Raw genomic sequence first — 15078 nt, 5'->3', positions numbered from 1 at the left:
GAATACAACCTTGATTTGATCACTACTGCACCAACCGTAGTGTATGAAGTGAAGAAGACCAACGGTGATGTTATCTATGTCGATAGCCCAGCGAAGCTGCCGGCGACGAACGACGTAGAGATCATGGGTGAACCCGTTGCCCGTTGTCATATCTTGGTGCCATCAGAATACCTCGGTAACGTGATTACCTTGTGTATTGAGAAGCGTGGTACGCAGGTAGACATGGTTTACCACGGTAACCAAGTAGCGCTGACGTATGACATTCCCATGGCGGAAGTGGTTCTCGACTTCTTTGACCGTTTGAAATCAACCTCACGCGGTTATGCATCACTGGATTACAACTTCCAGTGTTACCAAGAGTCAAACATGGTGCGTGTAGACGTATTGCTTAACGGCGATAACGTGGATGCATTGGCCATCATCACGCACAAAGATCATGCTCAAACACGTGGTCGTGATTTGGTTGAGAAGATGAAAGAGTTCATCCCGCGTCAGCAATTTGATATTGCAATTCAAGCGGCGATTGGCACTCACATCATTGCGCGTTCGACGGTGAAACAGCTGCGTAAAAACGTAACCGCTAAGTGTTACGGTGGCGATATCAGCCGTAAGAAGAAACTGCTGCAGAAACAGAAAGACGGCAAGAAGCGCATGAAGCAGATCGGTAACGTTGAACTGCCTCAAGAAGCCTTCCTTGCCATTCTGCACGTAGGCAAAGACAAGTAATAAAAGGATTTTAAGGGAACATAATGGCTAATACTTTCTCGCTGATTCTGGTGCTTATTACCCTGTTTACAGGGATTATTTGGGCATTGGATACATTCAGATGGGCGCCTAGGCGTCAGCAAAAAGCGGCAGAGACGCTCAATCTAGATAGCAGCGAGATAAGTGCGGAGCAGGTGGCCCAGATTGCCCCTCAGCCAAGCTGGGTGGAAACCTTCGCGTCTGTGTTCCCTGTCATTGGTCTGGTGTTGGTTTTGCGCTCGTTTATTTACGAGCCATTCCAAATCCCGTCAGGCTCAATGATGCCAACTTTGTTGGTGGGCGATTTTATTCTGGTTGAGAAATACGCATACGGCTTGAAAGATCCTGTTTTCCGCCATCAATTGGTGGAAACGGGGAAACCAGAGCGCGGCGATGTGGTGGTGTTCAAATACCCACCACAGCCGAGCATTGATTATATCAAGCGCGTGGTGGGCATGCCGGGCGATACGGTTCGCTACAGTGAAGAGAAACGTCTGTGTATTCAAAAGCAAGGCGAGTCTGTTTGTGAACTGGTGCCGATTGATGATGTTCACAAAAGTGAATTCACTCAACGTGGCGTGAACCTTATCCAAGCGCAAGAACGCTTGGGTGAAGAGCCTCACCAAATATTGGTGAACCCTTACATGCCAAACCAAACCGGTCAGTACTATCCGACACCAGGCTTAGGTGAATGGATCGTGCCAGACGGTCAGTACTTTGTCATGGGCGATAACCGTGACAACAGTAAAGACAGCCGCTTCTGGGGTTTTGTGCCTGAAGCCAATCTGGTAGGTAAAGCCGTTGCTATCTGGATCAGTTTCGAATTTGACGAACAAGGCGACAGCTTCCTGCCGTCTTGGGTACCTGTCGGCGTGCGATTTGATCGTATCGGTGGCATTGATTAACTTGGAAAGACATGACAACACCTACAAATAGATTACAACGTCGTATCAGTTATGAATTTAACGATGCGGCGTTTCTTAGTCTCGCCCTGACACACCGAAGCGCCAGTGGAAAACACAATGAGCGTTTGGAGTTTCTGGGCGATTCTATTTTGAGTTTCGTTGTTGCTGACGATCTCTACCATCGTTTCCCGAACGTTGATGAAGGCGACATGAGCCGCATGCGTGCAACCTTAGTTCGTGGCAACACGCTGGCCGAATTGGGCCGCGAGTTTGAACTAGGTGATGTGCTGCAGTTAGGTCCAGGAGAGTTGAAAAGTGGTGGTTTCCGCCGTGACTCTATTTTGGCGGATGCTGTAGAAGCGATCATTGGTGCTATCTATCTCGACAGCGATCTGGAAACGGTACGTGGGACGATACTGGCTTGGTACAAGCAACGCCTTGATACCATTATGCCGGGTGTGAACCAGAAAGATCCAAAGACACGTTTGCAGGAATTCCTGCAAGGACGTCGAAAGCCGCTGCCTGCCTATAATGTAACTAAGGTGCACGGTGAAGCACACAACCAGCAATTTACGGTTGAGTGTGAAGTAGCAGGTCTGGAACGACCTGTAGTAGGTAAAGGCAGCAGTCGTCGCAAGGCTGAGCAAGCGGCTGCCGAACTCGCATTGCAAAAGCTGGACTCATGACTGACACACTGCAAATCCACCACTGTGGCTTTATTGCCATTGTAGGTCGCCCTAATGTGGGCAAATCCACGCTTCTCAACCGTTTGGTTGGCCAGAAGCTGTCTATTACCTCGCGCAAACCACAAACCACACGTCACCGCATTATGGGTGTCGATACGCGTGATGGTTATCAAGCTGTGTACGTGGATACGCCAGGACTTCACATTGAAGAGAAGCGTACCATTAACCGCCTGATGAACCGCGCTGCGGCGAGTTCTCTGACCGATGTTGAACTGGTACTTTTCCTTGTTGATGGTACCCAGTGGACTGCCGATGATGAGATGGTATTGAATAAGCTGAAGAAATCGGAATTACCGACCGTTCTGCTTATCAACAAAGTCGACAACGTTAAAGAAAAAGGCGAGTTGTTCCCGCACCTTCAGGCACTAAGCGAAAAGATGGATTTCGTGGATATGATCCCCGTGTCTGCCAAGAGCGGTACCAATATTGATGCGGTAGAAAAACTGGTTCGTAAGCACTTGCCAGAAGGCGAGTGGTACTTCCCTGAAGAGTACGTGACCGACCGTTCACAGCGATTTATGGCATCTGAAATTATCCGTGAAAAGCTGATGCGTTTTACGGGCGATGAATTGCCATACTCGGTCACTGTGGAAATCGAGCGTTTTGATTACAATCCTGCGACAGATGGTTTTGAAATCAACGGGCTTATCTTGGTTGAGCGAAATAGCCAGAAGAAAATGGTGATCGGCAAAGGTGGCGATAAAATCAAAACCATCGGCCGCGAAGCCCGTCTGGATATGGAAGGACTGTTTGAGCGTAAGGTTTACCTTGAGCTTTGGGTGAAAGTGAAATCGAACTGGGCAGATGACGAGCGCGCCTTGCGCAGTCTTGGCTACATCGACGATCTTTAATCACCACTAAAACACATCAGGAGCGATATGGAAGGCTTGCAGCGCTGCTTTGTTCTGCACTCACGACCTTATAGTGAGACCAGCCTGATCCTAGATGTATTTAGCGAAACCCACGGGCGTGTCAGCATAATGGCAAAAGGCGCCCGTGGTAAGCGCTCTCCCCTTAAGGGCGCACTCCAACCTTTTACTCCCTTATTGATGAAATGGTCCGGTCGCGGTGAAATGCGTACGCTTCGCCATGCGGAAGCGATGGGCCTCGCTATTCCCCTTGCTGGTAATGCTTTGTTCTCCGGTTTTTACCTCAATGAAATATTGAGCCGCGTTGTTGAACCTGAAACGGGTTACCATCAGCTGTTTTTCGATTACGTGACCGCGTTGACAGAGTTGGCGCAGCACGCCAACCCAGAACCTGCTTTGCGCCGCTTCGAATTAGCCTTACTCGATTCATTGGGGTATGGCGTTGATTTTCTCAACTGTGCTGGTAGCGGTGAGCCTGTCGATGAGAACATGACATATATTTTTCGAGAGCAGCTTGGTTTTGTAGCGTCATTGATGAAAAGCAATAATCTGACGTTCACTGGCAGCGATTTGAACGCATTGGCAACCCGACAATTCTCCACGGCAGATCAGCTAAAAGCGGCGAAGCGCTTTACACGGCTGGCACTCAAGCCTTATCTTGGCTCCAAGCCTCTAAAAAGCAGAGAGCTATTTTCGTTAAGAACAAGGAAATTAACGCAATGAATACCATTTATCTGGGCGTCAACATTGACCACGTCGCCACCGTTCGTAATGCACGTGGCACCAAATACCCTGATCCTGTGCATGCGGCCGAGATTGCTGAACGTGCGGGCGCGGATGGTATCACTGTGCATTTACGCGAAGATCGTCGCCACATCAAAGATCGCGATGTTTATATCCTACGAGACACGCTACAAACGCGCATGAATCTTGAAATGGCCGTGACGGACGAAATGGTTGCAATCGCATTGGATGTGAAACCTGCGTATGTGTGTCTGGTGCCAGAGAAGCGTGAAGAACTGACTACCGAAGGTGGTTTGGATGTTGTTGGGCAGCTTGAAAAAGTGAAAGCTGCTACACAAACGTTGACCGAGGCAGGCATTAAAGTCTCACTATTTATCGATGCTGACCGCGCACAAATTGATGCAGCAAAAGCATGTGGTGCGCCGTTTATTGAGCTGCACACTGGCAGCTACGCAGATGCCGAATCTGAAGAAGAGATGCAGGCTGAGCTGAAAAAAATCGCTGCGGGTGCGAGTTACGCCGCAGACCAAGGTATTAAAGTGAATGCAGGCCATGGGCTGACTTATCACAACGTGACGCCTATCGCTAAGATCCCAGAGATCTACGAGCTGAACATTGGCCATGCAATTATTGGTCGCGCTGTGTTTGACGGTTTGCCAAAAGCGGTCGCAGACATGAAAGCCATTATGCAGGATGCTCGTCGCTAATGGCGGTTGTCGGTTTAGGGACTGACATTGTAGAAATCGCGCGACTTGAGAAAGTGATTGCGCGAACGGAAGATGCGTTTGCAAGACGCGTCCTCACAGACAGTGAAATGGAAAAATACAGCAGCAGTAAGTTTCCAGCTCGCTATTTGGCGAAGCGTTTCGCCGTCAAAGAAGCGGCAGCCAAAGCGCTGGGAACAGGGATTGCGTGCGGTGTGACTTTTCATGATTTTACGGTGAGTAATGATGAGTTAGGTAAGCCGATAGTGAGCTTTTCTGGCGTAGCTAAACAGTTGGCGGATGAGCGCGGTGTCACTCACGTCTTGCTGACTATTGCCGATGAGAAGCGGTATGCAGTGGCGACCGTATTACTCGATAAATAAAGTGCTCGCTGAAGAACAAAAACGCCCGTGATATTGGTAAATATCGCGGGCGTTTTTTATTGCATCAAACGGCAATTATTCAGGTGTGTATCGCTTGAAGATAATGGACGTGTTCACGCCACCGAAGGCAAAGTTATTGCTCATGATGTACTCGCAATCAATATGACGTTCTTCGCCACGAATATAGTCTAATTCCCCACAGGCTGGGTCAATATTGTCTAGATTCAGCGTTGGGCTAAACCAGCCCTCATTCATCATTTCAATGGACAACCATGCTTCAATCGCCCCACAAGCACCCAAAGTATGTCCAAAATAGCTTTTCAGGGAGCTGATAGGCATGCGTGGGCCAAACACATTGGCGGTGGCTTGAGATTCAGCAATATCACCTTTACTTGTTGCTGTGCCATGTGCCGAAACGTAACCGACTTTGTTTGCAGAAATCCCTGCATTTTTTAACGCTTTCTCCATGCATATCTGCATGGTTTCCATTTTTGGGTCGGTGATGTGTGCGGCATCGCAGTTACTCGCAAAGCCGACGATTTCAGCATAGATCGTTGCACCACGGGCTTTCGCATGTTCGTACTCTTCAAGCACCAAACTGCCTGCACCTTCACCAATGACAATACCATCTCGGTCTATATCAAATGGACGAGGCGTTGAATTCGGCGCCTCGTTCTTTTGACTCGTCGCATAAAGAGTATCAAATACCGCTGGCTGCGTTGGGCAAAGCTCATCGGCGCCGCCGGCGACCATTGCCGTTTGATATCCGTGTTTGATCGCTTCGAAGGAATACCCAATTGCTTGGCTACCGGATGTACATGCACTGCTTGTTGGAATCACTCGGCCGCGTAGTCCAAAAAACAAACCCACATTCACGGCCGTGGTAGCGGGCATCATTTGCACATAGGTATTGGCATTGATGGCTTCCGTGGTTTTTTGCTCCATCATGATAGAAAAAGCACGGGAAGGTGGAGTGCTGCCTGTTGACGATCCAAATGCAACGCCTGTTTCACCATTTGTCAGGATATCCATCCCGAGTAGACCGGATTGTTGCAGGGCGAGATCAGAGGCAACGGTAGAATATTTCGCCACCAGTCCCATGCTGCGAACTTGTTTACGAGTGTAATTGGGCGGCAAAGAAAACGCATCAAGTGGAGCGGTTAGGCGAGTGTTTAAGCCCTGATATTGCTCTAGGTCTGTATTGTATTTAACTGCATTTTTGTGTGACTTTAAACGAGATGATACCTCGTCCCAATGGTTGCCGAATGCAGTGACACCTGCCATTCCTGTTACTACTACGCGTCGGTTCATCGTAATCCTCCATTGACTGAAATGACCTGTCGAGTGATATAACTTGCCGCGTCAGACATCAGGAAATTGACCAAACTGGCCACCTCCTCTGGAGCGCCCATACGATTAAGCGCAATATCAGGCAGCGCTTTATCGATGACATGTTGTTCAATCATGCCCGTTTCAATTAGGCCAGGTGCGACACAGTTTACCGTGATGTTGCGCTTGCCCAGTTCCATGGCAAGAGCTTTAGTTGCTCCCATAATCCCAGCTTTTGCCGCGCTGTAATTGGTTTGTCCAGGGTTTCCCATTAATCCTGATACCGATGACATTGTGACAATTCGGCCACCTTGACGCAGCCTGATCATTGGCATAATGCAGGGGTGTAAAACGTTGTAAAAGCTGTCTAGATTGGTGTGAACGACGCCATCCCATTCTTCTTCAGTCATCGCTGGAAAGGCGGTATCTGCCGTTACACCCGCATTGTTAACAACACCGTAATAGGCGCCAAACATTTCAATGTCAGACTCTAATACCGCGCGACATTCATCGCGATAACGAAGATCAAATCGGATGGTTCTTCCGCTGCCACCAAGGTGAGTCAGTTGATTGAGTGTCTCTGCGGCACCCGCTTCATCTTTGCCATAGTGGACGATGATCTCAAAACCTGATGAGGCTAGAGAAAGAGCAATGGCTCGGCCAATTCCTTTACTTGCCCCTGTGACCAGTACGCTGCGGCTCACGAAGCACCTCCTTGTTTGATTTGTGTTAACTCGGCATTTGATGGTTCAAAAGTACTGAGTTGAGATGAGGCGAGTAATGCGCCATTGCTTTCAATCTTGCAACTGAATACCGACACCCCTTCGTGGCTCATGACTTCGTCAACGTGAATGTCTAGCACTTGGTTTCGGGCAAAAAAAGCGGTTACGGTTTGGTAGCGTCGACTTCCTACTAAAAAACCAATGACGGGCGATTGCCCTTTTTGGTAGTAATGAAAGCCAGACCAAGCGGCGATGGTTTGTGCCATTAATTCAATGCCAACCCAAGAAGGTAAACCTTGTTGTTTGGTGTCAAAAAAATGGTGGTCTGTGTTAGGACGTGCTTGGCAGTGGGCAAAACTCTTACCTGCATCCACCATTTTATTGAGGTAAAGCATGGGTGCACGGTGAGGCACCAATTGCTTAATCGGTGGAAATGCCGTGCTTTGGCTAATCATGAAAAAGCGCCCCCAATTCGGCAGAAAGAGCGGAATAAGCAAGCAACTTGTCTTCGAGTACCTTTGGCGCCTCAAATTGCAGTTCTTTGTTATCGAGTCTCACTGGGACTTGCACTGTGTGCCCTTTGCAAAGACGCTTTCCGGACTGAGGGTCGGTAATGAGGTAATCGACTTTTAATCGGTTCTCCCATTCAGCCAAAGTGGCAATAACGCGTATTGTCTGGTTGTATTCAATGGCTTTTATATAGCGAACATTGGCATCAATCACAGGCCACAGAAAGCCAGATGCTTCCATGTCGCGATAACCGTAATCGATTTTTTCCATCAAAAGTCGGCGAGCCTCTTCAAAGAAGCGAAAGTAATTGCCGTGATAGATCACACCCATCGGATCGGCATCTTGGAACGAGGTCACTATGGTCGCTTCAGCTCGCAAGTGCACGGTGCTCATTAATAAAGATCCCAACGTCTTTCTTGAATAAAGGCGATGAAGCGACGCAAATCTTGCTCTAACGGACGATCTTCGCTGACAAAATCAAACTCTGCACCCATTTGAGAGATCATTTCTCTTAGCGAAGGGCTCAGATCGCGCATGGACAATTCGTTGCTGCGACAGCGAAGTTGCAGCGCTTGGAATGAGGCCAATAGGCTCGCGGAGGTGACCTGCTCTGTCAGCTCTAACACGCGTAAGCAATCACGCGCAGCGATGGTACCCATGCTGACTTTGTCCTGATTGTGGCATTCAGTTGAACGGGAAAATACGCTGGCTGGCATGGTGTGTTTGAGGGCTTCAGCGGTCCACGCTGAGATGCCAATTTGCACTGCTTTAAAACCGTGATTGATTGATTTACGGCTGCCTTCTGCACCTGTTAGGTTGAATGGCAATCCGTTATTGAACTTGTAATCCATCAGTTGTGCCATTTGGCGATCCAAAAGATCGGCAATATTCGCGACCGCGATTTTTAGGCTGTCCATAGCCATCGCAATGTGGCCACCATAGAAGTGTCCACCATGCAAAACACGTTCATTTTCACCGTCAATAATAGGGTTGTCATTGGCACTGTTGAGTTCGTTTTCGATCATTTGACGCAGCCACGGCAGTGAATCTTGCAATACGCCAATAACATGTGGCGCACAGCGAAGCGAATAACGGTCTTGTAATCTGTCACTGTTACGCGGCGGGCGATTAACTTGCAGGTCATCGCGAAGCCAGGCGGCGATTTGTTGTTGGCCTGGATGGGGTTTGACGGCGAACAAGGCCTCATCAAAGTGGAAATCATTGCCGTGCATCGCCAGCGACACCATGGCTGTGATTCGGGTAGAAAGCTGTGTTAAGTATTCCGCTCGCTTGAACGCTAAACAGGCAAGAGCCGTCATCACTGACGTACCATTCATCAGAGCTAAACCTTCTTTGGGTTTGAGCTTGATGGGGCGAATGCCTAGTTCGCGAAATACATCAACGGTTGGGCGGACTTCGCCGTTATAGATAACGTCTCGTTCACCGATCAAGGTTGCAGCAAGGTAAGACAGCGGGGTCAGGTCACCGCTAGCGCCAACCGAGCCCTCTTGTGGGATACGCGGTGAAATGTCTTTGTTAATTAAGGTAACGATTTGTTTGAGCAAAGGCATACTCACACCAGACATACCTTGGGTGAGTGAATTTAGTCTTGTGGCTAACACCGCTCTTGCTTGCTGGTGAGATAGGTCATCACCCAGACCACAGCCGTGAAAGCGTGTCAGGTTAAGGGGGAGCTCATCTACCAGCGAAGGTGGGATAGCGACCGTGCACGAATCGCCATAGCCAGTAGTGACGCCATAGATAGCCCCATCTTCCCGCAATAGCCGTTCTAGGAATGCCACACTGCGATCGATACGGCCGCTGAATTCATCACTTGGATTCAGCGCTGCCTGACTTCCATTGGCTATGGCAACAACAGATTCGATGGTTAATGGTTGCTCACCAAATACGATGGTGTCGTCGATATTCTGGGTCATTGTCTTTCCTTGCTAACTGAAATAAATCACCGGTACAGGTGCCTTTTCCATGGCTCTTTTCATCGGTGAATGGATTTATTGTTGTGTTTAGTCGAAGTGAATGACACCTCGGGTATGGAGACCTGCTGTAGATTCCAGCCGAAAGGTCAGGGCGTTTTTTTCTGGCTTCCAATTCATGGAAAGTTGCACTTGCATGTCAGGCCAGATCGGTGCTTCAAATTTCAATTTATCAAGCGATCGAAAAGGAGCAGTGATACCGAAAATATCGAGGGCAAAATGTACTACTGCATTGATTTGTGACACCCCTGGGTAGATTGCGAAACCTGGGAAATGACCTTCAAACTCGCGAAGATCGCTGTCGACACAAAGTGAGAGCTCGGCATGAAGGTTCGAGATGGCAGTTTTCACCACGCTAGGTGGGCGATCGGTCGTTTTTTTCTTTGATGAAGGGGTAAATAATTCATCCACGGCGTTCGCTTCGCGTTTCCCTTGGCTGTTTTGGGGGATATGAGAAGCAATCGTATATTCTCGTGGTATAGAAATGGCATCTAGCCATTGTGCGAGGTGTTGCCGTAACGTTTGACGGCATATCGCATCCCCTTGATTCTGAAAGGCGCATTTGCCTTCTTGGCTTAGTACCAGTGCCGCTGCAATGTATTGTCTGTCTGCGCTTTCTTTGGCAATACAGACGGTATCTTCAATCCATGTGTGGTCCATCAAGCGGTTTTCCACTTCCGCCAGAGAAACGCGCTTTTCTTCGATCTTGACGATCCTATCTGCACGCCCCTGCAAGGTAAAAGTACCATCGTTGTGAAAGTCACAAAGATCGCTGGTGTCATAATCCACTTTGGGATGAATAAAGGGGGAGCGCAATCGCAGGCAGCCTTGCTCGGTTAACGTTGCCGAGATACCGTCAAACAACGTCCAAGTCGCGGTGTCTGTGTGTTGCTGTCTGTGAGCGATCCCGCCGGTTTCAGTGCTGCCAAAGACTTCGAACGGGCGTTTACCCAGGTATTGTTCGGTTTTTTCAGCAGCGTTAAACGGTAAAGGGCCACCGGAAGAAAATACGGCACAAAAACACAATCGCGGGTGATCTTGTTTGAGGCGTTTAAGCTGCGCAGGACTGCTGATTAATGTTTGAGACAATGCTTGTTCGGTGCTGTGTTGTTGTGGATAGACGGCGTTGGTGCGAGAAAATGTTCGTCTTGCGCATAAGGGCCACAGTACACGGAACAGCAGACCGTAAATATGTTGATGAGAAACGGTGCTGACAATGGATGACGTTGCAAGTTCGCTGCCCCAAGTTTGTTCAAGGATATCTATTTCCGCTTGTAACTGTTGAAGCGATTTTTCTATCGCTTTGGGTTTTCCGCTTGAGCCTGAGGTGTACAAAACTATTTTGATACTGTCGAGAGACAAGGCATCCAGCGCGATGGCATGGTGACTTTTGTGGTCGATCGGCAATGTAATGGCATCGTTATTGGGTAAGACACTGGCATGACGGTCGGACAACATAGCGTCAAATTCATGGGCTAACTCGTTCAATGCGCCAATCTGGATATTACCCGGTATGACGACAGTTTTTCCCGCATAAGACAAAGCCAGAACAGCAACGGCCATGTAGTAACTGTCGTCGAAACAAACAGCCCATCGTGCTGCGGGGTGTGTATTCAAAACATGGTAAAGCGTCGCGACATCATGCTGAAAGTCTCGTTGTGTTTTGAAACCGATTTCACCATCGGCAACGAGAAATAAGTCATCATCTGTTGGGCGAGAAAGCAAAAGAGAGAGCGGCTTGAAATCCATGAGTATCGGTCTTTATAGAATGACTTATCATTCGTTTGCATAACTCTACAAGGTGTAAGCGCTGTACTAACACCTTGTAGAGTCATGTGGTTCAACGAATCGATTACGTATCAATAAAATAATCACGTTTTCACAACGTAATAGCATTGTAGTGAGGCAGGATCAGGCTGGTTGAAGCAGTTGCTCTATGGCATCAACAACATCCTGCACAGTACGCACACTTTTGAACACTTCGGGCGGGATCTTCTTACCTATTTCTTTTTGCAAGTGAACGACAAGGTCTACCGCATCAATGCTATCAAGCACTAAGTCCTCATACAGATTGGCGTCTGGCACAACGTCTTCAGGTACCAGCTCAAACAATTCAATTAACGCGTGGTGAACCTGTTTAAAATTCGGGTTATCTACATCAGCCATTTCATTACCTTCTAATGGTGTTCTGACAGCATGCACTGAGCATCTATCGTATGATTTCAATGGCACGTATAGCAGATACGTAAATAGGGAGCGAAGCGCGTGAGGTGAATTGGGGGTATGAATCGTGACATTTCTTGAGTGTTTACATTTTTAGACGTCGATGTTTGAAATTACTCGTAGAATTTGAGTGTTGCCATTATCGACTTGATTTGTCTTGAAATGCATGCTTTTGGTTGTTTGAGTACGTGTTGATTCTACGTCCTGATTGGGGTTAATAATGTTTCGATTTGCGGAGAGGGCTTATCAGTGGCTGTTGGTTGCATGAAAAAACGGGCACTCCCAAGGGCTGGGATTGCCCGTTTTTCTGTCAGTTTCATCCTCGGTATTGCCTGCTTTATCTAAAGATAATGCGGCGATTGCTCGCGAATATTATTCATTTCATCCAGCAATTCACACAACTCCGGCTCAACATCATCATTGTCATCACCTTGTTTAAACTGTGTCTCTAGCTCATAACAAAGTCCTTTTAGCTTGGGTACTCCGCTGTAAGCGCAACTGCCGTGCAATTTATGAATAATCGGCCAGAGTTCGATATTGTCGCCATCAAGCGCGTTATTGACCTTTTCTTCTACTTCATCAAATGAACGCACGAGCATTTGGAGCATCTCTTTGGCGAGCGCTTCTTTGCCTGATGCCTGTTTCATGGCCAATGACCAATCAATGCTCAGTGACGAACCCACATTATTCGTTTTGATGAGTGGACTTGATGGCTGAATGTCCCCTGTGTGCGGATGGGTCCAGTGGTGAAGGACCTGTTCGAGGATATGCTCTTCAATGGGCTTGGTCAGGTAATCATCCATCCCTTCGTCAAGCAGGCGTTCGCGCTCTCCCGTCATGGCATGAGCGGTCACAGCGATAACCGGTGTTTGGTGATTCAATGGCGACTTTCGTATTTCTTTACATGCGGTTACGCCATCCATTTCGGGCATTTGTATGTCCATCAAAATGAGATCAAAACGTTGTGAACGTGCACGATCTACTGCATGTTTTCCATCGTGTGCCGTCACCACATGGGTCACCCTTTCTTTCAACAACGCCGTGATCAACTTTAAGTTGGCTGGGTTGTCATCGACCGCCATGACCGTCATCGGAAGTTTATTGGTATGGGTTTCCACTGCAGGCGGCAAAACGTCTGGCGCTTGCTGCTCACCTTGAAGAAGTTCTACCAATTTTCGTACAGATAATGGCTTCGCAAGGCATGAGTTCACGCCTGAACTTAACAGGTGCTCTGACAGCGCTAATTCGGTGGTAGGCAGGCAGAAAATGACTTTGTCACTGAAAGATTCAGCATGAGTTGCTTGGGCGATCAAGGTGTCAGGAGAAGGAACATCACTGGCATCGACACAAATTAGCACGCACGAAACGGGTTCAGATTGCTCAGGCAAGGTGTCAACGCTTCGGATGCTGAGGCCAAATTGTGATAAACGCTCACTCATCAACTGGCGGCTTTCAATATCTGATTCCACCAATAGCAGTGATTGCCCTGCTAGTGCTTCGCTGTCTACAGGTTGCACTAACGGCAAATCAGTTTTTAACAGTGACAAAGTAAACCAGAATGTTGAGCCTTGGTGTAAGCGACTACTAAAGCCAATGTCACCACCCATCTGATTCACCAGATTTTGTGTGATCACCAAACCAAGGCCTGTGCCGCCATAACGGCGACTGATGCTGGCATCTGCTTGTCGGAACGCTTGGAACAACTGGGCTTGTTGGCGCTCAGAAATACCGATACCAGAATCGCGGATAACAAACTGAAGCTCTAATTGTTCATCGCGTTGTTGTTTTAGCTCTACGCTGATGCGGATATGACCGCGTTCGGTAAACTTGGTAGCGTTACCGATAAGGTTAGTGAGTACTTGCTGAATACGGAGCGGATCACCAATCACGCCAGCCGGAATGCGAGGGTCAATGCGCAGATCTAGCTCTAGCCCTTTTTCGTGCGCCATCGGCGCGAGCAGGCGCATGACTTCTTCTAGCGAGTCTTCAAAATCAAACGGGATGTTTTCCAGCAGCAACTTGCCCGCTTCGAGTTTGGAGAAATCGAGAATGTCATTAATGATGGTGAGCAAGTTGTTGGCGGACTTTTCGATAGTCTGCAGATAATCTTGCTGGCTGCTGCTCAATTGGGTTTTCAGCATTTGACGCGTAAAGCCAATGACACCGTTAAGCGGGGTACGCAGTTCATGAGACATATTAGCCAAAAATTCTGATTTTACGCGCGCCGCTTCTTGGGCATTTTTCTTGGCAATATCTAGCTCAACGTTTTGAATCTCAAGCTGTTCAAGGGTTTCTCGTAAATCTGAGGTTGCCTGATCGATGCTTTGCTGCATTTCTAAATGGTATTCAGACAGCGAGATCGCCATGGCGTTAATGCCATTTTTTAGTGTGTCGAGTTCGCCCAATAATTTGCCTTCAATCCGAACATCGAGATGCCCTCGACGGATTCGGTCGATCATATTAATCATTTGGGTGATCGGTGTTTCGACATCAAGCAGCAAGCGATAAGCAAAAAAGCCTGACAAAATGACGCCAAGGATCAGCACAACCGCTGCGGAAATGATTTCTTGATACTGCTTTAGCTTGACCGTGGATAAGTCCATTTCCATCGTGATGTAACCGATGGTTTGATCTTGCGTCAGGTTGTTATTGAAGCCGCCAATGGCGCGGATGGGCGCACGCAATAGCAAGGTATCTTGTAACCGACTGATTTCAAGTCGATCGGGTAGTGAGTCGCCGTCGGGGATAGCCATTAAATCGAGATTGCGATGATAGTTTGACGTCACGAAGAGATCATTCTGATCAGAGAACACCGCAATGCTCCGAATGTACTGGCTGTGTTGGCGATGAGTGTGGCCGATGAGTCGGCGCACGTTCTCACGGCTTTCATTAGAAAGACCGATTTCACTGGCGATAGCCAATGGTTCAATGATCGCCTGACCGGCCACGCTCAGTTGCTGTTCCAGCTCTTGATAGCGGTTTTTGATAAAGTAAGCACTGAGCAAGATGCCGATGATCAGAGTCGGTGCGATGGTAAGGGTAATTACTCTGGCGCGAAGTCCGTATTTGGTCATGCTGTTTGTTCTGTGGGAGAATTGCCGTCATTTTCATGACGTACCTGGTCATGACATATATGTCATGACGTCATTGTTCATCGTATCGCTGTTTTTTACCGAGCTATTTATTCAATAGCCGTTTGTTTAGT

Annotated in this window: 14 protein-coding genes and 1 pseudogene; 7 read left to right on the top strand and 8 right to left on the bottom strand. The window is 48.2% G+C overall.

Annotated elements, in window-relative coordinates; all coding sequences use genetic code 11:
- The 7 genes and pseudogenes from ACED36_RS21410 to acpS all read left to right on the top strand — a co-directional run.
- A pseudogene (locus tag ACED36_RS21410) lies at positions 1-726 on the top strand (elongation factor 4); the annotation flags it as partial.
- Positions 727-749: 23 nt separating this feature from the next.
- A complete protein-coding gene (gene lepB / locus ACED36_RS21405; protein ID WP_371733793.1) occupies positions 750-1649 on the top strand; it encodes a signal peptidase I in 900 nt (299 codons plus the stop codon).
- A gap of 11 nt (positions 1650-1660) precedes the next feature.
- On the top strand, positions 1661-2335 hold the full coding sequence (gene rnc / locus ACED36_RS21400) for a ribonuclease III (RefSeq protein ID WP_016960302.1): 675 nt from the start codon (positions 1661-1663) through the stop codon (positions 2333-2335).
- A complete protein-coding gene (gene era / locus ACED36_RS21395) occupies positions 2332-3246 on the top strand; it encodes a GTPase Era (RefSeq protein ID WP_016960301.1) in 915 nt (304 codons plus the stop codon). The genes rnc and era overlap by 4 nt, the downstream gene beginning before the upstream one ends.
- A gap of 27 nt (positions 3247-3273) precedes the next feature.
- Positions 3274-3987, top strand: a complete 714-nt coding sequence (gene recO, locus ACED36_RS21390; RefSeq protein ID WP_016960300.1) for a DNA repair protein RecO — start codon at positions 3274-3276, stop codon at positions 3985-3987.
- Positions 3984-4715, top strand: coding sequence for a pyridoxine 5'-phosphate synthase (pdxJ, locus tag ACED36_RS21385; protein WP_016960299.1), 732 nt, complete (start codon positions 3984-3986; stop codon positions 4713-4715). The genes recO and pdxJ overlap by 4 nt, the downstream gene beginning before the upstream one ends.
- Positions 4715-5095: a holo-ACP synthase gene (gene acpS, locus ACED36_RS21380; protein ID WP_016960298.1), complete on the top strand. Its 381-nt coding sequence runs from the start codon at positions 4715-4717 to the stop codon at positions 5093-5095. Before pdxJ ends, acpS begins: the two co-directional genes overlap by 1 nt.
- A 75-nt stretch (positions 5096-5170) precedes the next feature.
- On the opposite strand, the gene ACED36_RS21375 is transcribed toward acpS, so the two are convergent.
- The 8 genes from ACED36_RS21375 to barA all read right to left on the bottom strand — a co-directional run bounded on the left by ACED36_RS21375 (position 5171) and on the right by barA (position 14947).
- Positions 5171-6406 (bottom strand): beta-ketoacyl-ACP synthase, encoded by a 1236-nt coding sequence (locus ACED36_RS21375; RefSeq protein WP_017003252.1) that lies wholly within the window; start codon positions 6404-6406, stop codon positions 5171-5173.
- On the bottom strand, positions 6403-7128 hold the full coding sequence (locus ACED36_RS21370; RefSeq protein WP_016960296.1) for a 3-ketoacyl-ACP reductase FabG2: 726 nt from the start codon (positions 7126-7128) through the stop codon (positions 6403-6405). The genes ACED36_RS21375 and ACED36_RS21370 overlap by 4 nt, the downstream gene beginning before the upstream one ends.
- On the bottom strand, positions 7125-7601 hold the full coding sequence (locus tag ACED36_RS21365) for a hotdog family protein (protein ID WP_017003251.1): 477 nt from the start codon (positions 7599-7601) through the stop codon (positions 7125-7127). Before ACED36_RS21365 ends, ACED36_RS21370 begins: the two co-directional genes overlap by 4 nt.
- A complete protein-coding gene (locus ACED36_RS21360) occupies positions 7594-8049 on the bottom strand; it encodes a thioesterase family protein (RefSeq protein ID WP_017003250.1) in 456 nt (151 codons plus the stop codon). Before ACED36_RS21360 ends, ACED36_RS21365 begins: the two co-directional genes overlap by 8 nt.
- Complete coding sequence (gene hutH, locus ACED36_RS21355; RefSeq protein WP_016960293.1) at positions 8049-9593, bottom strand: histidine ammonia-lyase; 1545 nt, start codon at positions 9591-9593, stop codon at positions 8049-8051. Before hutH ends, ACED36_RS21360 begins: the two co-directional genes overlap by 1 nt.
- A gap of 87 nt (positions 9594-9680) precedes the next feature.
- Complete coding sequence (locus ACED36_RS21350) at positions 9681-11399, bottom strand: AMP-binding protein (RefSeq protein WP_371733792.1); 1719 nt, start codon at positions 11397-11399, stop codon at positions 9681-9683.
- 162 nt (positions 11400-11561) lie between these two features.
- Positions 11562-11816, bottom strand: coding sequence for an acyl carrier protein (locus ACED36_RS21345; RefSeq protein ID WP_016960291.1), 255 nt, complete (start codon positions 11814-11816; stop codon positions 11562-11564).
- Positions 11817-12214: 398 nt separating this feature from the next.
- Positions 12215-14947 carry a two-component sensor histidine kinase BarA gene (gene barA / locus ACED36_RS21340; RefSeq protein WP_016960290.1) on the bottom strand — a complete coding sequence of 911 codons (2733 nt, stop codon included), beginning with the start codon at positions 14945-14947 and terminating at the stop codon, positions 12215-12217.
- Between the last annotated feature and the right edge of the window lie 131 nt (positions 14948-15078).

It is taken from the genome of Enterovibrio sp. FF113 (assembly GCF_041439165.1).
Taxonomy (GTDB): Bacteria; Pseudomonadota; Gammaproteobacteria; order Enterobacterales; family Vibrionaceae; genus Enterovibrio; species Enterovibrio norvegicus_A.
The sequence above is the reverse complement of the archived record's forward strand: the minus strand, read 5'-3'. Positions and strand labels throughout refer to the sequence as shown.